Origin of the sequence: Ruegeria sp. AD91A (genome assembly GCF_003443535.1) — a bacterium.
Lineage (GTDB): Bacteria > Pseudomonadota > Alphaproteobacteria > Rhodobacterales > Rhodobacteraceae > Ruegeria.
This window is the reverse complement of sequence record NZ_CP031947.1, coordinates 78,430-97,431: the sequence shown is the minus strand read 5'-3', so window position 1 is coordinate 97,431 and position 19,002 is coordinate 78,430. Positions and strand designations below refer to the sequence as shown.

General features: G+C 57.6%; 17 protein-coding genes. 8 read left to right on the top strand and 9 right to left on the bottom strand.

What is annotated here, in order from left to right; all coding sequences use genetic code 11:
• Positions 1-6: 6 nt before the first annotated feature.
• The 6 genes from paaA to D1823_RS18905 form a co-directional block, all read right to left on the bottom strand.
• Positions 7-984 (bottom strand): 1,2-phenylacetyl-CoA epoxidase subunit PaaA, encoded by a 978-nt coding sequence (paaA, locus tag D1823_RS18930; protein ID WP_117873068.1) that lies wholly within the window; start codon positions 982-984, stop codon positions 7-9.
• 15 nt (positions 985-999) lie between these two features.
• Positions 1,000-2,202: a 3-oxoadipyl-CoA thiolase gene (pcaF, locus tag D1823_RS18925; RefSeq protein WP_117873067.1), complete on the bottom strand. Its 1,203-nt coding sequence runs from the start codon at positions 2,200-2,202 to the stop codon at positions 1,000-1,002.
• A gap of 232 nt (positions 2,203-2,434) precedes the next feature.
• The gene (locus D1823_RS18920) at positions 2,435-3,250 is read right to left on the bottom strand and encodes a PaaX family transcriptional regulator C-terminal domain-containing protein (protein ID WP_117873066.1); all 816 of its coding nucleotides are present in this window, start codon (positions 3,248-3,250) and stop codon (positions 2,435-2,437) included.
• A gap of 168 nt (positions 3,251-3,418) precedes the next feature.
• Positions 3,419-4,450 carry a sterol desaturase family protein gene (locus tag D1823_RS18915; protein WP_162896889.1) on the bottom strand — a complete coding sequence of 344 codons (1,032 nt, stop codon included), beginning with the start codon at positions 4,448-4,450 and terminating at the stop codon, positions 3,419-3,421.
• A gap of 120 nt (positions 4,451-4,570) precedes the next feature.
• Complete coding sequence (locus tag D1823_RS18910) at positions 4,571-4,759, bottom strand: hypothetical protein (protein WP_117873064.1); 189 nt, start codon at positions 4,757-4,759, stop codon at positions 4,571-4,573.
• A gap of 35 nt (positions 4,760-4,794) precedes the next feature.
• On the bottom strand, positions 4,795-5,760 hold the full coding sequence (locus D1823_RS18905) for an NAD(P)-dependent oxidoreductase (protein WP_117873063.1): 966 nt from the start codon (positions 5,758-5,760) through the stop codon (positions 4,795-4,797).
• A 132-nt stretch (positions 5,761-5,892) separates the two neighbouring features.
• On the opposite strand from D1823_RS18905, the gene D1823_RS18900 reads away from it, so the two are divergent.
• The gene (locus D1823_RS18900) at positions 5,893-6,768 is read left to right on the top strand and encodes a LysR family transcriptional regulator (RefSeq protein ID WP_117873062.1); all 876 of its coding nucleotides are present in this window, start codon (positions 5,893-5,895) and stop codon (positions 6,766-6,768) included.
• A gap of 44 nt (positions 6,769-6,812) precedes the next feature.
• Here the strand turns inward: D1823_RS18900 and D1823_RS18895 are convergent, their stop codons facing one another.
• Positions 6,813-7,718 (bottom strand): LysR substrate-binding domain-containing protein, encoded by a 906-nt coding sequence (locus D1823_RS18895; RefSeq protein WP_254683869.1) that lies wholly within the window; start codon positions 7,716-7,718, stop codon positions 6,813-6,815.
• A gap of 89 nt (positions 7,719-7,807) precedes the next feature.
• Between D1823_RS18895 and D1823_RS18890 the strand changes: the two genes are divergently transcribed.
• From D1823_RS18890 to D1823_RS18875, 4 genes are read left to right on the top strand one after another with little or no spacing between them, the layout of a single operon-like run.
• Positions 7,808-8,983, top strand: coding sequence for a pyridoxal phosphate-dependent aminotransferase (locus D1823_RS18890; protein ID WP_117873061.1), 1,176 nt, complete (start codon positions 7,808-7,810; stop codon positions 8,981-8,983).
• On the top strand, positions 8,980-10,182 hold the full coding sequence (locus D1823_RS18885; protein ID WP_117873060.1) for an acyl-CoA dehydrogenase: 1,203 nt from the start codon (positions 8,980-8,982) through the stop codon (positions 10,180-10,182). The genes D1823_RS18890 and D1823_RS18885 overlap by 4 nt, the downstream gene beginning before the upstream one ends.
• A gap of 11 nt (positions 10,183-10,193) precedes the next feature.
• Positions 10,194-12,383 (top strand): alpha-ketoacid dehydrogenase subunit alpha/beta, encoded by a 2,190-nt coding sequence (locus D1823_RS18880; protein ID WP_117873059.1) that lies wholly within the window; start codon positions 10,194-10,196, stop codon positions 12,381-12,383.
• Positions 12,380-13,417 (top strand): ACP S-malonyltransferase, encoded by a 1,038-nt coding sequence (locus D1823_RS18875; RefSeq protein WP_117873058.1) that lies wholly within the window; start codon positions 12,380-12,382, stop codon positions 13,415-13,417. Before D1823_RS18880 ends, D1823_RS18875 begins: the two co-directional genes overlap by 4 nt.
• A gap of 126 nt (positions 13,418-13,543) precedes the next feature.
• On the opposite strand, the gene D1823_RS18870 is transcribed toward D1823_RS18875, so the two are convergent.
• Together D1823_RS18870 and D1823_RS18865 are read right to left on the bottom strand one after the other, a co-directional pair.
• Positions 13,544-14,416, bottom strand: coding sequence for an amidohydrolase (locus tag D1823_RS18870; protein ID WP_117873057.1), 873 nt, complete (start codon positions 14,414-14,416; stop codon positions 13,544-13,546).
• Positions 14,413-15,426: an ester cyclase gene (locus D1823_RS18865; RefSeq protein WP_117873056.1), complete on the bottom strand. Its 1,014-nt coding sequence runs from the start codon at positions 15,424-15,426 to the stop codon at positions 14,413-14,415. Before D1823_RS18865 ends, D1823_RS18870 begins: the two co-directional genes overlap by 4 nt.
• Positions 15,427-15,578: 152 nt before the next feature.
• Here D1823_RS18865 and D1823_RS18860 point away from each other — a divergent pair, with 152 nt between their 5' ends.
• The 3 genes from D1823_RS18860 to D1823_RS18850 all read left to right on the top strand — a co-directional run bounded on the left by D1823_RS18860 (position 15,579) and on the right by D1823_RS18850 (position 19,001).
• Positions 15,579-16,625 carry an ABC transporter ATP-binding protein gene (locus D1823_RS18860; RefSeq protein ID WP_117873055.1) on the top strand — a complete coding sequence of 349 codons (1,047 nt, stop codon included), beginning with the start codon at positions 15,579-15,581 and terminating at the stop codon, positions 16,623-16,625.
• 75 nt (positions 16,626-16,700) lie between these two features.
• Positions 16,701-17,912 carry an ABC transporter substrate-binding protein gene (locus D1823_RS18855; RefSeq protein ID WP_117873054.1) on the top strand — a complete coding sequence of 404 codons (1,212 nt, stop codon included), beginning with the start codon at positions 16,701-16,703 and terminating at the stop codon, positions 17,910-17,912.
• Between the two features lie 66 nt (positions 17,913-17,978).
• On the top strand, positions 17,979-19,001 hold the full coding sequence (locus D1823_RS18850) for a carbohydrate ABC transporter permease (RefSeq protein ID WP_117873053.1): 1,023 nt from the start codon (positions 17,979-17,981) through the stop codon (positions 18,999-19,001).
• Position 19,002 lies beyond the last annotated feature (1 nt).

Genomic DNA, 19,002 nt, shown 5'->3' with positions numbered 1-19,002 from the left:
GTAAGCTTATTCAGCAGCCAGATTGCCGGCCTTTTTCTTGCGGGCATGGGCCAACAGCCCGTCACGAACCCACTTGCCGTCGTCCCAAGCCTTGTTCCGTGCGGCCAGACGATCGATATTGCAGGGACCATTGCCCTTGATCACGTCAAAGAATTCGGACCAATCGGGATCGGTGTAATCATAGTGGCCCCGCTCTTCGTTCCATTTCAGGTCCGGATCGGGAATCGTCAGACCCAGATATTCGGCCTGCGGAACGGTTTGATCGACAAATTTCTGACGCAGTTCGTCATTGGTGTTGATCTTGATCTTCCAGGCCATGGATTGCGCCGAATGCACACTGTCCTTGTCCGAGGGCCCAAACATCATCAGCGACGGGTACCACAGACGGTTCATCGCATCCTGTGCCATCTTGCGCTGTTCGGGCGTGCCTTCGGCCATCTTGCGGATCGCGTCATAACCCTGACGCTGATGAAAGCTCTCTTCCTTGCAGATACGGATCATGGCGCGGGAATACGGCCCGAATGACGTTCTTTGCAGCGGCACCTGGTTCATGATCGCCGCCCCGTCGACCAACCATCCAACCGCGCCAATATCGGCCCAGTTCAACGTCGGATAGTTAAAGATCGACGAGTATTTCATGCGGCCGTCCAGCAGCATCTCGGTGATCTCGTCGCGGCTGACACCCAGCGTTTCGGCCGCACAATACAGGTAGAGCCCATGCCCGGCCTCATCCTGCACCTTGGCCAGAAGGATCGCCTTCCGTTCCAATGTCGGCGCACGCGTGATCCAGTTACCTTCCGGCAATTGGCCCACAATCTCGGAATGAGCGTGCTGTCCAATCTGACGGATCAGCGTCTTGCGATACCCGTGAGGCATCCAGTCCTTGGGTTCGATCTTGATATCCGCGTCGATCCGCGCCTGGAATTCAGCAAGCTTGTCCGGATCATCATTTGACGCTTCGGATTCTACCATCTGAGCATACATGTCCCGTCTCCTCCGTTACACGCGTTCAAGAATAAGGGCAGCGCCCTGCCCGACACCCACACACATGGTGCAGAGCGCATAGCGACCCCCGGTACGTTTCAATTGATAGGCTGCGGTCAGCACCAGACGCGCGCCGCTCATACCCAACGGATGGCCCAAAGCGATGGCCCCGCCATTGGGGTTCACGTGGGGCGCGTCGTCCGGCAGGCCCAGCTCGCGCAAGGTGGCAAGGCCTTGAGAGGCAAATGCCTCATTCAACTCGATGACATCCATCTGATCCACGCTCAGCCCTGCCCGGGCCAAAACCTTGCGGCTAGCCGGCACCGGGCCGATGCCCATTACACGTGGTGCAACACCTGCAACCGACATGCCAACCACCCGGGCCATCGGGGTCAGACCGTTCTTGGCTGCTGCGGCCTCATTCGCCATCAGGATCGCCGCTGCGCCATCATTCACACCGGATGCATTCCCCGCCGTCACGGTTTTGTCGGGCCCGTTCACACCTTTCAAACCCGCGAGTTTTTCGGCCGTAGTTCCCGGGCGCGGGTGCTCGTCCGTATCAACGAAAATCGGATCGCCCTTGCGCTGGGGAACCGAAACCGGCGTGATTTCGTCCTTGAACACCCCAGCCGCATGCGCGGTGGCCCAGCGGGACTGGCTGCGTGCAGCAAAGGCATCCTGGTCTTCCCGGCTGATACCATAATCTTCGGCGACATTGTCGGCCGTTTGCGGCATGGAGTCCACGCCGTATGCATGCTTCATTTTCGGGTTCACAAAGCGCCAACCGATCGTGGTGTCGTACACCGCATTGCTGCGGGTAAACGCCGAAGTTGCCTTGGGCATCACAAACGGCGCGCGAGACATGCTTTCCACGCCACCCGCGATGGCCAGATCGTAGTCGCCCGCCTTGATGCCGCGCGCCACCATTCCCACAGCATCCATGCCGCTGGCACATAAACGGTTCACCGTCGTTCCCGGCACTTCAATCGGCAAACCCGCCAGCAGTGCCGCCATACGCGCAACGTTTCGGTTGCTCTCGCCCGCCTGGTTGGCATCGCCATAGATCACGTCGTCAACACTGGCCCAGTCGACCTGAGGGTTGCGCACCTTCAAAGCCGCCAAAGGAAGAGCGGCCAGATCATCTGTGCGGACCGACGAGAGCGCTCCTCCGTATCGTCCAATCGGAGTGCGCGTCGCGTCACAAATGAAAGCGTCCATCTTAGAGTACCCCTGTTCCCTCGGAACAATATCAACCGTCTGGTCGGTTAATAAATCTTCCCCTGATTCGATGCAAGACTTATGTTACTCAATCTTCTCATGTGTCGCACATCCTGTAACATTAAAGGTGACTGCTGACCAAAGAAGTTTTCGTGACTGCACAAAACGACACAGGCTCTCTTGATTATGGCAGGAAATCCAACAGCTCGCCCGAATTTTGCCTTGCTGAGGGTTAGTCTATCAGCTCGGCTTCCAAGCTCGAAAGCGACGGGCGCGGCAGCCTGTCCAACAAGTGTGAGACAGCTTCTCTACACGCGGCGCCTTTCCAGTCGTCCGGCAGGAAAACCGGCGGCAGGCTCGGATGGCGCAGAACGATACGTCGCCAAGCGTGCACGACCAATACGCGCAAAACCGCCGAACGCATCGGATCGCCCGCCCCTTCCGCAGGCAAAAGCCGCTCAACAATCTGAATTGCGTCCCAGAATTGATCATAGGCGGTTTTCAGCGGCTCCGGTCCACACAGATCCCGAAGCCAATTTGGGACGGAAATCGTGTCGCTCTCGAAACCCAAAAGCTCCTCAAGGTCATCCGGCATCGGCCCGGGCGCCATGGCTGTGGACGCATTCAGTGAGAAGTAATCTCCTGTCAGCATCAGATCCGACAATTCCTTCCGGGAACTTTCCGAGTTGCTGGCGATGAGGACATGCCAGATATCCGGCATGTTCGAGTCGCGGGAATAGATACGCGGTGCGGCCGCTACGCTTTGACTGCGACCAAAGCTGGTCAGCCTGTGCACACTGTTCCGACCAACCCGCGTGCTTTCAATCCAACCTTCCTTGCGCAACCGATGCAACGCAACACGTGTGGCCTCGGCCCTGATCCCCGCCAGACGCGTAAGCGCCGTAATGAGTGATCCACTGATCTGATCCGACCCATCCTGCGCCAGATCGCCGAAAATCGTGACCAGAACTGACCACACACGTTGAGTACTTGTTGTGGTCAGCTGGCTGACACAGGTTTCAAACCAATCTGGAGCGGTATCTTTCATTTGCCCAGTATAATCGGGCCGGAGGGAATTGCCATCCGGCCCCGCGCGCCCAGTTTCGTACAGGGTCAGGATTTCGGCAACGGGGTCGGTTCAATCAAGCGTCGTCGGGCAAGAAAAATGATCCGCCATAGCGGCGCCATCTGCGCACGGCCCGCGTTGCGTGTCGCCCTATTTGGCGTGCATTTCGCGCTTGCGGTAGCGTGTTCGTTTTGTGGCCTCTTCCGAGCCGTCGTGATAGGTGCCGAACCACTTGTCCCAGGGCATTTCCGCGTTGCCGTAATTGCATTCGTAATAACGGTGATGCAACTGGTGGAAAAACGCCCCGATCAACAACGCCTGACGGTCGCGCACCCAGATGGCCTCGTACCCGGAATGAGACGAGGCGGCACCCAGCATAAGCCAATAGCCCAGAAAGATCATGTGGACCGGGTTGCTGGGCAGTACCAACACGATCAGGATGGCACTAAGATATCCGAAGGCCTCGACGGGGTGCATCGACATGCCCGACCATGGGCCGGTATTGACGTTGCGGTGATGCACGGCGTGAACATGTCTGTAGATGAACGGCTGATGCAGAAGCAGGTGTACAACGTAGAAATGAAAGCTCTGCCAGATCGCCAGGATCGGAAACAGCAGCACGAACCAGACCGGATGCGCGGTGAAGCTGAGCGTGGCGATATAGTTGTTGGCATACATCCAGCGCAGAAAGCACTCCAGCATCGACAGGAAGGTCGCACCAAAGACCATCGAGTAATAGGTGTTGTCCCACGTCTGATAGCCGAACTTGTACAAAGCGTTCTTTCGCTTCATGTAGGGTCTCGGGTCGTATTTCAGCAGCTTTCCTTGCCCGTCGACCCCATAGAACCACATGTGCAGGCCACCGGCGACGATCAACAGCAGCACCCAGTTCCGAATGAATACCCATGACACCCAGCCCGGGGCAAACGAGGCCTGCCCGACACCGACCGGTTGCACCCAGAAGGCCACCAGGAAGGCCAAGGCCAGAAAGATCGAGCGGTCCGAGAACTGAAGCCAGTTGTGCCAAACCCATTTCGCCAAGACGCCGATTTTCGGCGGCCAGTTCCAGTACGGGGCGTATTTCACTGGCAAGTACGGGTGCCAATGCCATTCGCGGCTCATGGGGCCTGGCTCGGGGAGTGCGTTGGTGGTGTCCTGAGGGTTCGCATCTTGGGTCGTCACGTGATTGTCCTTTCCTGAATAAAGTCGCCTTTTTCAGGACCAAGCCGGAGGCGGCTCGTAAGGATACTTGCGTGATGGCCGGCGATACATGATGTGACCTATTCGTGGAACGGGCGGCGGTTATCGAGCGCTTCGCGCACTTGCCCCGCCCATCCGGTTTCTTGGGGACACGGGCAGCGGAAATGGAACCGTTCCCATCAGAAACGGCGGCACGAAGAACGGCCAGACGTTCCAGCCGTTTTGCTTCAGGCGTGATGCAGGATCCCCCATGTCGGCGAACGTAACGGCGTAAGAATGATGATCCGCCATGCTGTAGATCCGTTTCCTGCCCGCAGCGCACCGCCCTATTCGGCGGCCTTCAGGTCAGATCCCTGCGGGATCACTTCGTAACCCGGCTCTTCAGGTTCATCGTCCAGCATTTCCGATGGGAATCCCGGTGCGCGGATATCCAGCCCGGTTGTGTCTTCAAGCCGGCGGATGATGTTGGGGGAAAACTCACGAGGGCCGTATTTCTCGATCCCATCCTTGAAAATCTCGATCATAAGCGGATTGATCTCCAGTGGCACCCCGGCGCGATCCGCCACGTCCTGAAACAGGCCGATATCCTTCAACACCAGGTCCATCGTGAACGAGATATCGCGAGTTCCGTTTAGGATGACCTGACTTTCGGTTTCATGCACGAAGGATGTCCCCGAACTGATCTTCATTGCCTCATACGCCGTATTCAAATCCATTCCGGCGGCCTTGGCGACGACAAGCGCCTCTGAACAGGTGATCAGGTTTGCAGTGGCTAGATAGTTGGTCAGCACCTTCAGCACCGAAGCTGATCCCAGTTCGCCCGTGTGCAGAATGCGACGCCCCATCGTGGTCAGGAACGGCAGGATACGTTCGAACGTGGCGCGATCACATCCGGCAAAGATCGAAATATTACCGGTATCCGCCCGATGACATCCGCCCGAGACCGGACAATCGACTGCAGCGCCACCGCGATCCTTCACCATAGCACCCAGACGCTTGACCTCTGCTTCATCCGTCGTGGACATTTCCATCCAGATTTTGCCCACGGTCACTTCGGGCAGCATTTTCTGCATTACGGCGTCCGAAGCCGCCGGAGAAGGCAGGCAGGTGATGACCGCATCACAATCCCGCATCAGTTGTGTCGGATTCTCGGCAGCCTTTGCCCCGCGGTCGACGAAAACTGACACCAGATCAGAGTTCAGATCGTGTACGGTCAGATCAACGCCGTTGCGCAGCAAACTGCCACTGAGTTTCCCGCCGACATTTCCAAGGCCGATAAATCCAACTTTCATACCTGCGTTCCCTTTCCGATGCTCAATCTGATGACCAGCACTGTTTTTCCCTGATGAAATTTACGGGCGTTGAATGCAGCGTGTAAAACGAATAAATATCGCCAGTATCCATAAATATTTTTGGTGCTGGAAATGTCCAAATCGCCCAATCTGGTCTGGCTACGGTCTTTTGACTGTGCCGCACGGCATATGAGCTTTACTGCTGCGGCAGAAGAACTGGGCATCACACAGACGGCCTTGAGCCTGCACGTTCGCTCGCTGGAAGCACAGCTGGGCTGCCCTTTGTTCTTTCGCGCCGCTCGGAATCTAAGCCTGACAGAGGTCGGACAGGCGTATGCGTTCTCTGTTCGGCGCGCTTTGGGCGATATCGACCTGTCAACCGCAAGCCTGTTTGGTTCCAGTCAGAAGCACGAGTTGGTCGTGCGTGTGCCGATTTCCACGGCCAGCTTGTTCCTTGCCGGCAAATTGCCCGAGTTTTCGCGCGCCCACCCGGGTGTATCCATCAGGTTGGTTTCAAATATCTGGGCAGAATCCGCAGGCAGGGAAAACGTTGATGTCGAACTGCGTTTGGGAAACAGGGAATGGAACGATGGGCCAATCAGTAAGATCTCGGATGAGCGCATCGTTCCGGTTGCGACCAAGTCGCGAAATCAGAAATGGCCTTCAACTGAAGAACTGCTTGATAAACCGCAGATACAGATCTTGGGGTTTCAGGACATGTGGCACAGGTATTTCTCCGCATTCGGCATAACGTATTCTCCCACGGCGTCTTCCTACACCGTGGACACGACAATTGCCGCCGTGGACATTGTGTCGGAAGGTGGAGGATACGCAGTAATCCTTGAGCGCTTTGCCAGAACGGCAATCGAGGCCGGAAGGTCCATCGCGATTGTCGGGGACGCCATTCCAATCGAACAGAACCATTTCCTTGTCGATGGGCAGAGATCGAACGCGAACGCAGCTGCAAAACAGATGTTTGAAACCTGGCTCAGGCAGATTTTTGCCTGAGATGTGCCTGCGGGCAATGAATTCGATCTTCTGTATTTGCCCAGTTACCCGCGTGCCCGCGTCTGCTTGCTGATCCAGTTTGCAAAAGCCTGAACCGCGTCGTTCTTCTGACCAGTTGGCGTCGCAATGTAATAGGCGCTGTTCGACGTGTTGGTGATCTGGCCGATTTCGGTCAGAACGCCGGATGCCACCTCCTCTTCAATCAAGTAAGAGGGCAGAATAGCGGCACCCAAACCGACGACTGCGGCTTCGATCAGCATCGAGAACTGGTCAAACCGCATCCCCAGAAAAACCGCCCCCGGATCCAGCCCGAGCTGAGAGTGATAGGTGGACCACAGATCGGGGCGCGAGGTCAGATGCAAAAGCGGCAGATCAAAGGTTTGCGCGCGGGTGTCCAGCCTGTGACGCCTGAGCAACTCGGGTGCTGCCGTGACCACCAGATGCTCTGGGAACAACCTGCGCAATTGCGCACCCGGCCAATCCTCCTGCCCGAAATGGATTGCCAGATCCATGCGTCGTTCTTCAAGGCTGAAAGGCGTCGTGTAGGAGTGCAGGTCCAGTTCAATCCCCGGATGGCGCATTTTGAAATCCGGCAGGCGCGGCACCAGCCACCGCGTCGCAAAGGTGGGCAGTACAGCCAAGGTCAATAGCGACGCTCCGTCTCCTGCTGCAATTGCACGGTTGATCGTGCCACTGAGACGCTCAAGGTCACCTGCCAGCTCGTCTCGCAAGGCCCGCCCCGCTTTTGACAAGCGCACGGCCCGACCGACCCGCCGAAACAGCGTAACGCCAATCGCGGCCTCAAGCTCTCGGACCTGACGGCTGATCGCGCTTTGGGTCACGCCAAGCTCCTCGGCCGCCATTGTATAGCTTTCATGGCGCGCGGCGGCTTCGAAACTGCGCATGAGCGCAAGAGATGGCAGTGAGTTGATGCGGGGCATGACATTCATGAGTTTTAGTCACTGAAAGGATACTTATTGGCGTATTTTTCTCAAGTGACTTTCTGGCTAAAACCAAACTCATCTGCAGAGAAAGTTTCATGATGTTCCAGCGCGCTGACCGGTTGAACGGTATCGAATTGTCGGAAATCGTCCAGATCTCAGAGGCCGCCGCCCGCCTGCGCGCTGAAGGGCGCGATGTTCTGGCACTGTCAACCGGCGAACCGGACCTGCCTACACCGCCTTATGTGGTCGAAGCTGCGCATTCAGCGGCACTGGAAGGTAAAACCAAATATCCACCCACTGCCGGTGTGCCTGCACTGCGCGCGGAAATCGCCCGACAAGCGGGCGCCGAGATGACTCAGGTCATCGTTTCAACAGGCGCTAAACAGGTAATCGCAAATGCGATGCTGGCCAGCCTTAACCCCGGCGACGAAGTCATCATGCCTGCACCCTATTGGACGAGTTATTCCGATATTGTCCGCATGGCAGGAGGGGTGCCGGTGGTTTTGCCTTGCCCGATGGAGCAAGGCTTCAAACTGCTGCCTGAACAATTGGAGGCCGCCATCACACCGCGCACGCGCTGGCTGATGCTGAATTCGCCCTCGAACCCGTCAGGCTCGATTTACTCAAAAGCAGAAATTTCAGGACTTTTCGAGGTGTTGGAACGCCACACTCACGTCTGGATTCTGGCGGATGAGATTTACCGCCATCTCAGCTATGTGCCTTTCGCTTCAGTGGCCAAGGCCGCCCCGGCGCTGACCAATCGCGTGCTGATCGTCAACGGTGTGGCCAAAGCCTGGTCAATGACCGGATGGCGCATTGGCTGGGGTATCGGACCGACCGATCTGATCAGAGCCATGGTCGCTGTACAGGGACAGGTCACATCGGGGGCATGCTCAATCTCACAATGGGCCTCGCTGGCCGCGATCACTTGCGAACCCGGGTTGCTGGAGGAGCGTCGCGCCCTCTTTGCCACTCGCCGAGACCTGGTCGTAGACGGGTTGAACGCGGTGCCCGGATTGCGCTGTTCAGCACCGGACGGGGCGTTTTATGCCTTTCCGTCCTGCACTGATTTGCTGAAGGAACAAGGCGGGCCATTTGACAGCGACGCGGAATTCTGCACGTGGTTGCTGGAAGATGCCGGCGTTGCCCTGGTGCCCGGCCGCGCCTTTGGGATGCCGGGCCATCTTCGCCTGTCGTTCGCTTATGCCGAAGATACAATTGCAGCGGGCCTTGCACGTCTGAAAACCGCTGTGGAAAGGAAACTTGCATGAAACCTCAATCTGCCCCGCATCTCGGTCCCTTCACCTGGGACGACCCGTTCCTGATGGAAGACCAGTTGGCCGAAGACGAACGCATGGTTCGTGACGCTGCACATGCCTACGCGCAGGATAAGCTGCTGCCTCGGGTAACTGCCGCGTTTGCCAATGAAGAAACCGACCCAGCCATCTTTCGCGAGATGGGCGAGATGGGGTTGCTGGGAACAACCATTCCCGAGGAATATGGCGGTATTGGGTCCAGCTATGTGACCTATGGTCTGGTCGCGCGCGAGGTCGAGCGTGTGGACAGCGGCTACCGGTCAATGATGTCGGTGCAATCCAGCCTGGTGATGTATCCGATTTACGCCTACGGCACCGAAGATCAGCGCACGAAATACCTGCCGAAACTGGCAAGCGGCGAATATATCGGCTGTTTTGGGCTGACTGAACCCGATGCCGGTTCGGACCCCGGCTCGATGAAGACAATCGCAAGGAAAACCGAGGGCGGCTATGTGCTGAACGGGTCGAAAATGTGGATCTCGAATGCCCCGATCGCGGATGTGTTCGTCGTTTGGGCCAAATCCGAGGCGCATGGCGGCAAGATCAAAGGCTTTGTTCTGGATAAGGGAACGGCTGGATTGTCGGCCCCCAAGATCGAAGGCAAGCTGTCTCTGCGCGCCTCGATCACCGGTGAGATCGTGATGAACAATGTCGAGGTAAGCGAAGACGCCCTGCTGCCCAATGTCGAAGGTCTGAAAGGCCCATTCGGCTGTCTGAACCGTGCGCGTTACGGCATTGCCTGGGGGTCGATGGGCGCAGCCGAGGCGTGCTGGCACGCGGCCCGGCAATATGGGTTGGACCGTAAACAGTTCGGCCGTCCGCTGGCGCAGACACAACTGTTTCAACTGAAGCTTGCCAACATGCAGACCGAGATCACGCTGGGCCTGCAAGCCGCGCTGCGCGTGGGTCGCCTGATGGACGAAGCCCGCGCCGCGCCCGAGATGGTCAGCCTGATCAAACGAAACAATTGCGGCAAGGCGCTTGAGATCGCCCGTCATGCCCGCGATATGCATGGTGGCAACGGGATCAGTCAGGACTTCCACGTGATCCGTCACATGGTGAACCTTGAAACCGTCAACACCTATGAAGGCACCCATGACGTGCATGCCCTGATCCTAGGTCGTGCGCAGACAGGTCTGCAAGCCTTCGCCTAAGGACATCTGACATGGATCGCGCCGCAATCGTGCATGACAATTTCCTGCGCCGGGTTGCAGCGCTGGACTTTCCTGAAGGGACCGCTCCGTCAGGTCCTCTGACCGGCCCAGAAGCCGTTGCGCTTTTCAGGGCGCAATGCCTGAGCCGGGCGCTCGACCAGCAAAGCCGAGCGATGCAGAAGGCGGGTAAGGGGTTCTACACGATCGGGTCGTCCGGGCATGAGGGCATGGCGGCTGTTGCCGCAGCCCTGCGCCCGACTGATCCGGCCTTCCTGCACTACCGCGATGCGGCATTCCAGATTGCCCGCTCGGATCAGGTGCCGGGTCAAAGCCCGACATGGGACATTCTGCTGTCCTTTGCCTCGTCCTCCGAAGACCCGATCAGTGGCGGGCGCCACAAGGTTCTGGGATCAAAAGCGCTGTGCATTCCACCGCAGACCTCGACCATCGCCAGCCACCTTCCCAAGGCGGTTGGCGCGGCGTATGGCATTAGCGCAGCGCGTCGTCGCCGTCCGGAACATGCAGATATGCCGGACGACGCCATCGTCTTCTGTTCCTTCGGTGATGCCTCGGCCAACCATTCCACCGCACAAGGTGCGTTCAACACAGCGCAGTGGACGTCTTTCCAGTCAGTACCCCTGCCCCTGCTGTTCTGCTGTGAAGACAACGGAATCGGTATCTCGACCAAAACGCCGAAAGGCTGGATCGCGGCCACTTTCTCGGGTCGCCCCGGCCTAAAGTATTTCTCGTGCGACGGGTTGGACATGTTTGACTCCTACCACGTTGCGCAACAGGCGGCCGACTATGTGCGCAGCCGAAAGAAACCCGCCTTTCTGCATGTTCGGACTGTTCGTCTGTACGGTCACGCCGGGGCCGATATGCCAACCACATATATGCCAAAGGCCGAGGTTGAGGCCGAAGAGGCCAACGACCCGCTGCTGCATTCCGTGCGCCTGTTGGATCAGTTCGGCGCGATGAGCCCGGAACAGGCGCTAGGCGTCTATAATGATACCTGCGCCCGGGTTGCCCGCGTGGCCGATCAGGCAGTCACTCGCCCTCGCCTGCAACATGCCAAAGAGGTGATGGCCAGCCTGATCCCGCCCGCGCGCCCCTGCGCACCAACCAATGGCCCAGCACCCGAGCGTCGGACCGAGGTGTTCGGCAGCGACCTCAAGGCACATTCCGAACCGCAGATCATGTCGCGATTGATCAACTGGGCACTGACCGATCTGATGCTGGAACATGGCGAGATCGTCATGATGGGGGAAGATGTCGGGCGCAAGGGCGGCGTTTACGGCGTGACCCAAAAGCTGCAAACACGGTTTGGCCCTGATCGGATGATCGACACGTTGCTGGACGAACAGTCGATCCTGGGCCTGGCGATCGGCATGGCTCAGAACGGGTTCACGCCAATGCCGGAAATCCAGTTTCTGGCCTATCTTCACAATGCCGAGGATCAGCTGCGAGGTGAGGCCGCCACCCTGCCCTTTTTCTCGAACGGTCAATACACCAACCCGATGGTCGTGCGCATTGCCGGACTGGGGTATCAAAAAGGGTTTGGCGGACATTTCCACAACGACAACTCGGTTGCTGTATTACGCGACATTCCGGGCCTGATCCTGGCCTGCCCGTCGAACGGTGCCGACGCCGCGCGGATGCTGCGTGAATGCGTGCGCCTCGCGCGTGAAGAACAGCGGCTGGTCGTTTTCCTCGAACCCATCGCGCTTTACCCGATGCGGGACCTGCACGAGGCCGGAGACGGCGGCTGGATGCAAACCTATCCCGACCCTTCTGAAAAGATCGGCTTCGGCGAGGTAGGTGTGGAGGGTGCCGGCAACGATCTTGCAATTGTCACATTTGGGAATGGCGTCTATCTCAGCCATCAGGCACGCCAAGCGTTGCAGGCTGACGGGATCAAAACCCGGATCGTTGATATGCGCTGGTTGTCCCCATTACCCAAAGCGGCACTGACACAGGCCGTGACCGGGGCCAAACGCATCCTGATTGTAGACGAAACCCGTCATCATGGCGGTGTGGCCGAAGCTCTCATGGCGCATTTCCACGAAACCACCGATGTGCCGCTGGCCCGAATTACCGCCGAAGACAGCTTTATTGCCACCGGCCCGGCCTATGCTGCAACCATGCCATCGAAAGAAAGCATCGAAGCAGCCGCGCGATCCTTGATGGAGGCCGGCAAATGAGTTCCGCCAAACAAACTGCCGTCGTCATCTGCCCCGGCCGAGGTACCTATAACAAGCCCGAACTGGGTGTTCTGGGTCGGCAATTCAGCGACAAGGCCCTTCTGGCGCGCTTTGATGACATGCGGCGCGCGCAGGGGCAAGACACCCTCAGCGAACTGGACGGTGCCGCACGATATTCCATGGCCAAGCACACGCGAGGCGACAATGCATCCGCCCTGATCTACGCCGCTACTCTGGGCGATTTCCGCGCCATCAATCCTGACAGAATCGAAGTGGTTGCGGTGACGGGAAATTCGATGGGCTGGTATTCGGCGCTGGCCTGCGGCGGTGCGCTATCAGCCGAAGGAGGGTTCGAGGTGGTCAACACCATGGGCACTCTGATGCAGGAAAACATGATCGGTGGCCAATTGATCTATCCTTTCATGGATTCCGACTGGCGTCCTGATCAGGCCCGCAAGGCAGAGCTGCTTGCCTTGGTGGATGACATTGACCGAACCGATGCAACGCTGACCCTGTCGATTGATCTGGGCGGCATGTTGGTACTTGCAGGCGACGACGCCGGTTTGGATGTGTTCGAAAAGGCCGTACCTGTGGTTCAGGAACGTTTTCCCATGCGATTGGCCAACCATGCCGGGTTCCATTCGCATCTTCAGGCTCCGGTCTCGGCGCAAAGCCGCACGCAACTGGGCGCTGGCTTGTTTCGGCAACCGGACCTACCCCTGATCGACGGTCGTTGCCGGATATGGTGGCCCGGAGCTTGCGACCTGAATGCGCTTTGGGATTACACCCTGGGCCATCAAGTGACCGAGACTTATGATTTCACCCATGCCATAGCGCAGGCCGCGCACGAGTTCGCACCGGATCTGTTCATTGTGACCGGTCCTGGCACCACACTGGGCGGTGCCGTCGCACAAAGCCTGATCCGGACCAATTGGTCCGGACTGTCGGACAAGTCCACGTTTCAGTCTCGCCAAAACAGCAGTCCGATTCTGTGCTCAATGGGAATGGAGGATCAGAGGAAACAGGTGACATGAAGGTGCGGGCCTGCCAGTCAGCTTTAAAGCCTGCGTGCAGGAGCTTTCATGCGCATGGCCTTTCGCCGGGTTTGCCATGCAGTCTCAGTAAAACGGCGCAGGTATGCTGGCTTGTATGTGCCGCCGCTATTCAATGCGATAGAAACGTTCTGATGTGCCGCGAAATACGTCGTCCAGCATCGACTCCGGGATGAGTTCCTCGTGTCGGGAAACGACTTCTTTGTAAGTTGAGGCAAGGCTGTCGACCGGGAAGTTCGATCCGAACATGCAGCGATCGGCGCCGAACTGTGACAAGCAGGTTGAAACGATCGGCGAGACGCTTTCAGCGTTCCAGTTGTGGTCGAACATTCCGAGGCCGGAGAGTTTGCAACAGATTTGTGGCAGGCTTGACAATGCCGTCAATTCATCTGCCCACACTCGCAAACCTTGCGGAGTCCGATCGTACGGCGAACCTGCGTGGCAGAGTGCGATCCGGGTTTCCGGGGCCTGTGCGAGGACATTCGCGGTTTGACCCATCAGCTCTGGCAGCAGTTGAAGATCAAAGGACAGCCCCCGGGTGCCTAGTTGCTTCAAACCAGTCAAGAACTTTGGGTCTTCAAGTAGCGCGTTCGTGCCAGTTGAGGCGTCTTCACCCGGAGCGCGGCCAATAATCTGACGAACGCCGCGCACCGAAGGCAGGGTTTGAAGACGGTCTAGCTGTGCATCCAGATCATCAGAGGTCAGATCGCAGAATGCCACTTGCACCAACGGCCAGTCCGGGAACTGGTCGGCAACGGATTGTACCCACTGCGCCTCGGCCCAGGGGTCAGCAGCACCGACCTGAATATGTACCGAAGCGCTGAACCCCATGGCTATGGCGTCTGCGCGAAACTCCGGGAGCATATAGTCCCGCTGGATGGAAGACGGGTCGCCGAAAAACCGAACTGTACCTTTCTCCATAAGCCAGGGGTAGTTCACGGCCGAAAGGTCCCACAGGTGGTGATGCGCATCTATCCTCATGATGCTTCAATCCCGGTGGTGCGCGCCAGAATGTCTACACCTTGCCCTTTCCAGAAATGCAGCAAGTCGATGAATATCCAGTTTTCGGCCAGCTTGTCTTCGACGCGGCGATAGATATCGATCACCCTGAATTCACCGGGTTTTCCGGTGGCTGGCATCCCCATGAAACCCCCTGTGGGCGTAGCAGTAAAGTTGGGCCATCCAAAGAAGCCACCGTAATGCCCTTCGGCCAGGCGGCAGACGTGATTGGTCTTTGATCGATCTGTGAAAGCGGCGCGAAACGGTCCGGAGTGTTGCCTGGCATAGCGTTCTATCGTGTAGGTCGCGCCAATTCCTTCGGGGCCCCACCAGATCATGTCCTGGTGCCACGTTCGCGCCAATTCTTCTTCCAGCGACAGTCCGCTGTCCCAGCGGCCCAGATCCGCAATCATCGCGTTGATGACCGCCAGTGTCTTTTCGCCTTCGTCTGCGGGTTGTTCATCAAGCAGCAATCCATCATGCGACCTTGGTCCGGGCTGCACCAAATGTGCTGCTGTCTGAGGGGGGAACGGGTTCTGGCCAGCTTGGACCATCAGGTGCGGGATGTCGAAGAACATCGCGATTTCGACAATTCTGTCACCAGCTACTTTGTAAAACGCGCAATAACGCAGGAACGCCAATTTGCCGTTTGGGCGAATACCTAACCACGGTCGATCGAACAGCCCCATCAAATGGCCCATGGCGACAACCCAAACGTCGGGCTCTCCGCGCAACGCGTTTTGCCCCGCAAACAGAATATCCACACGGTTCTGCAAGTGAGCTAGACTGCCCTTCAGCGGCTGCCAGAATTGCTGGGCAACCTGTTCGGCGCCGTTGATTTCATTGAACGGATGAAAGCCGCGCCACTTCAACTCTGAAGCGCAGAATTGGCTCATTACCTTCGGAGTTTCTTTCTCCGCTGCGGAGTCCATTGCGGTATGAAACGCAGAGACAAGTTTTTTTTCTGTCTGAAAGTTCACGGTATTTACCATTTTAGTCAAAGTGTTGCGAGGGGTGCCAAGCCAGTTTGAGTCGGACTCTTCCTGTAGTTTTGCATACGCATGCAAAAAAGTCTTGCCTGATTTGGTACATGCGAATTACAGTTTTGCAAACGTATGCAAAATGATTCCTTGCAGGGGGCACCATGGCGGAAATTCAATTGCGGAACGTCGGCAAGCGATGGGGCTCATTCGTGGGGGTTCACAATTTCGACCTGACCATTGCTGATCGCGAGTTTCTGGTCCTACTCGGCCCCTCGGGTTGCGGCAAGACAACGACGATGCGGATGATCGCCGGGCTTGAGGACGTGACCGAGGGCGAAATCCTGGTCGATGGGAATGTGATCAACGATCTGGAGCCGAAGGACCGCGACGTTGCGATGGTGTTCCAGAGCTACGCGCTTTATCCCAACATGAACGTCTATGAAAACATCCGCTTTCCGCTGAAGGTGCGCGGCATCGACCCGTCGACCCACGACGAAAAGGTACGCCGCGCCAGCGCGATGGTCGAGCTGGACGATTTTCTACATCGCAAACCCGCCGAGCTCTCAGGTGGTCAGCGACAGCGAGTGGCGCTCGCCCGTGCTATCGTGCGCGAACCAAATGTGTTCCTGATGGACGAACCGCTGTCGAATCTTGACGCCAAACTGCGGGTCTCCACCCGGGCGCAGATCAAGAACCTCAGTCACGAGCTGGCCGTGACGACGATCTATGTGACCCATGACCAGATCGAAGCGATGACACTGGCCGACCGCGTTGTGGTGATGAAACAGGGCGTGGTGCAGCAGGTTGGCAGCCCCACGGAAATCTATGACATGCCGGCAAACACGTTTGTGGCCAGCTTCATTGGTTCACCCGCGATGAACTTGATGGATGGCGACGTTTCAGGCGGAATGTTCCGTGCCGAACATGTCGAAATCCCAGTGGATGCCCCAGACGGTCCAATGACACTGGGCTTCAGGGCGGAAGATGCCAGCCTTGCCGATGGGAAAGGTCAGATCACCGCTCCGATCTATACACTGGAATTGCTGGGCGACGCGACCATGATCTCGGTTCGGGTAGGCGGAGCTCTGGTTTCGGTGAAAGCAGACAAAGCATTCCGCGCCGAGATTGGCGAAACGGTCTCGTTCTCGGTGCCGACAGAAATCTGTCACCTCTTCGAAGCTGGAAGTGGTGCGCGGATCGGGGGCTGACCCCACAAATGGCCCGAAAGGGCATAACACCGGTCCGGACGTCGACGACGGACCGATCCTGACAGGGAGAAACCTATGAAACTCAAGACGATCCTCATGGCCGGAGCCATGTCCATCGCCGCCACCGGCTCGTGGGCAGATTGCGCCTTTGAAAATGATGTACCGCTGAAATCACTGTCCGCCGGTTTTGAAGCCTGGAAGGCGGTCACCGATGCGATGGCAGAATGCGGCAATTTCAGCGCGTCGCTGGACCAGGAATTCCGCGAAAAGCAACCTGAGGCATTTGCCGCTGATCCGGCGCTTTATCAGATCGGCGGTGTTTCGAACGCAACTCTGGTGCCTTTGCTCAACGCCGGTACGATCCGTCCGCTGGACGATCTGGTCGAGAAGTACGGTCAGGATTTGCTGCCCAATCAGTTAATCAAAGTTGATGGCAAGACCATGGCGATTGCGATGATGGTGAATGCGCAGCACCTGATGTATCGCGACGATGTTCTGGCTGAACTGGGCATCGAAGAGCCCAAGACTTATGGCGATGTTCTTTCCGCAGCTGCCAAGATCAAGGAAGCCGGCGTCATGGACTATCCCATTGGTGGGACGTTCAAGACCGGTTGGAACCTTGGTCAGGAGTTCGTCAACATGTATTTGGGCGAGGGCGGTTCGTTCTTTGGTGACGGCAACATGCCTGCCATCAATAACGAGCAAGGCGTAGCAGCGCTTGAGACATTGAAGGCCATGACCGAGTATATGGACCCGGAATACCTGGTCTCTGACTCGACCTATGTTCAGCAGCAGTTCCAGCAGGGCAAGATCGCGATGGCGAACCTGTGGGCCAGCCGTGCCGCTGCGATGAACGATGAGGCCGAAAGCCAGGTCGTTGGCAAGGTGACCATGGCCGCGGCTCCAATGGGATCGGCGGTTCCGGCGACCACAATCTGGTGGGACGGTATTGTTCTGGCTTCGAACATGAGCGACGAAGAAGCGGATGCTGCCTTCCGCGTCGCACTTGAGGGCATGGACACCGATACGGTCAGTGCGAACAACGATGTCGCAGTATGGCTGAGCACTGCCTATTCGGCAGGTCCTTTGGCTGCAGGTGCTGCAGCGTCCGCTGAAGGCGGTGCCAAGGCTTACCCGGCTTCCGGTCCTATGGGCATCATGCACACCTCGTTGGGTAACGGACTGGCCGACTACCTGACCGGTGCCAAAGACGCGCAGACGACTCTGGCCGATATCGAGGCAGACTACGTCACTGCCGCGAAAGAAGCGGGTCTGATCAGCAACTGATCCTCCCTTGGGAGGGCTACGGCCCTCCCATCCCTTTCCCTCGAGAACCATTAGAAAGGCAGAGCCATGAATTTCCGGACATTCGCCGTCTTTGTCGGTCCCTCTGTCTTTATGATGCTTCTCTTCATCGCGTTCCCGTTGGTCAGCGTGTTCAAGCAGAGTTTCTATGTCACCCAGCCGATCTATGAGACCGTCGAAAAGGAAACCTGCACACCCGGCTTCCTGACGCAGACCTGCGTGACCGAGCAAGTATCACAGCCGAAGCTGGACGAGCATGGCGAGATTATTACGCAAACCCATTATGTCGGCTTGCAAAGCTATCGCAACGTGCTGGAGCCCGAGCGCGCATGGCGTGCCATAAGCGACGGCAGTTGGCATGTGTTATCCACCATCAATTTCTGGAAAGCGTTGCGGTTCACTTTGACCTTTACGCTGATTACTCTGCCGCTGGTGGTCGGGTGCGGGCTAGGGATTGCGATCCTGATCAACAATGCCGCGCGATCGATCCGCGGACCGGTGATTTTTGTCTCACTGCTGCCGTTTATCATTACGCCGGTGATCGGTGTGCTGTCGATCAACTGGCTGTTCCGTGGCGACGGTATCCTGACTGCGATGATGGAATGGTGGCTGAACCGTGACATAGCTCTGTTCGCGCAGGCCTGGACGATTGAAGTTCTCATGATGATCTACCGCGTCTGGCACGTTGCGCCTTTTGCCGCCATCATCTTCTATGCCGGTCTGCAAACAGTCAATCAGGACAGCCTGGAAAGCGCCGTAATAGACGGAGCGACCCGCTGGCAGCGGCTGAAGTACATCGTCATCCCGCATCTGATGCCGCTGATCATCTTCGTGTCGATGATCCACCTGATGGACAGCTACCGCGTGTTCGAAGAGATCGTCGGCTTTTCGAGCCAGGGCTACGTTATCTCACTGCAATGGCTGACCTTCGACTACCTGACGCCGGATCAAGCCGGCAACCGGTCGATCAGCCGGGCTTCGGCCAACTCGATGCTGACCATGATTGGCGTCGTCGTCCTGCTTATCCTTCCGCTACGCCGAACCTGGCGTGATCACAAAGGAAGTCACTGAT

What these genes read in the sequence shown, in the direction of transcription:
- D1823_RS18875 (WP_117873058.1), top strand. Translation starts at nt 12,380, where the DNA reads ATGAGTTCCGCCAAACAAACTGCCGTCGTCATCTGCCCCGGCCGAGGT.
- D1823_RS18865 (WP_117873056.1), bottom strand. Translation starts at nt 15,426, where the DNA reads ATGGTAAATACCGTGAACTTTCAGACAGAAAAAAAACTTGTCTCTGCG.
- D1823_RS18885 (WP_117873060.1), top strand. Translation starts at nt 8,980, where the DNA reads ATGAAACCTCAATCTGCCCCGCATCTCGGTCCCTTCACCTGGGACGAC.
- D1823_RS18850 (WP_117873053.1), top strand. Translation starts at nt 17,979, where the DNA reads ATGAATTTCCGGACATTCGCCGTCTTTGTCGGTCCCTCTGTCTTTATG.
- D1823_RS18910 (WP_117873064.1), bottom strand. Translation starts at nt 4,759, where the DNA reads ATGGCGGATCATCATTCTTACGCCGTTACGTTCGCCGACATGGGGGAT.
- D1823_RS18880 (WP_117873059.1), top strand. Translation starts at nt 10,194, where the DNA reads ATGGATCGCGCCGCAATCGTGCATGACAATTTCCTGCGCCGGGTTGCA.
- D1823_RS18870 (WP_117873057.1), bottom strand. Translation starts at nt 14,416, where the DNA reads ATGAGGATAGATGCGCATCACCACCTGTGGGACCTTTCGGCCGTGAAC.
- paaA (WP_117873068.1), bottom strand. Translation starts at nt 984, where the DNA reads ATGTATGCTCAGATGGTAGAATCCGAAGCGTCAAATGATGATCCGGAC.
- D1823_RS18905 (WP_117873063.1), bottom strand. Translation starts at nt 5,760, where the DNA reads ATGAAAGTTGGATTTATCGGCCTTGGAAATGTCGGCGGGAAACTCAGT.
- D1823_RS18900 (WP_117873062.1), top strand. Translation starts at nt 5,893, where the DNA reads ATGTCCAAATCGCCCAATCTGGTCTGGCTACGGTCTTTTGACTGTGCC.
- D1823_RS18890 (WP_117873061.1), top strand. Translation starts at nt 7,808, where the DNA reads ATGATGTTCCAGCGCGCTGACCGGTTGAACGGTATCGAATTGTCGGAA.
- pcaF (WP_117873067.1), bottom strand. Translation starts at nt 2,202, where the DNA reads ATGGACGCTTTCATTTGTGACGCGACGCGCACTCCGATTGGACGATAC.
- D1823_RS18860 (WP_117873055.1), top strand. Translation starts at nt 15,579, where the DNA reads ATGGCGGAAATTCAATTGCGGAACGTCGGCAAGCGATGGGGCTCATTC.
- D1823_RS18895 (WP_254683869.1), bottom strand. Translation starts at nt 7,718, where the DNA reads ATGAATGTCATGCCCCGCATCAACTCACTGCCATCTCTTGCGCTCATG.
- D1823_RS18920 (WP_117873066.1), bottom strand. Translation starts at nt 3,250, where the DNA reads ATGAAAGATACCGCTCCAGATTGGTTTGAAACCTGTGTCAGCCAGCTG.
- D1823_RS18855 (WP_117873054.1), top strand. Translation starts at nt 16,701, where the DNA reads ATGAAACTCAAGACGATCCTCATGGCCGGAGCCATGTCCATCGCCGCC.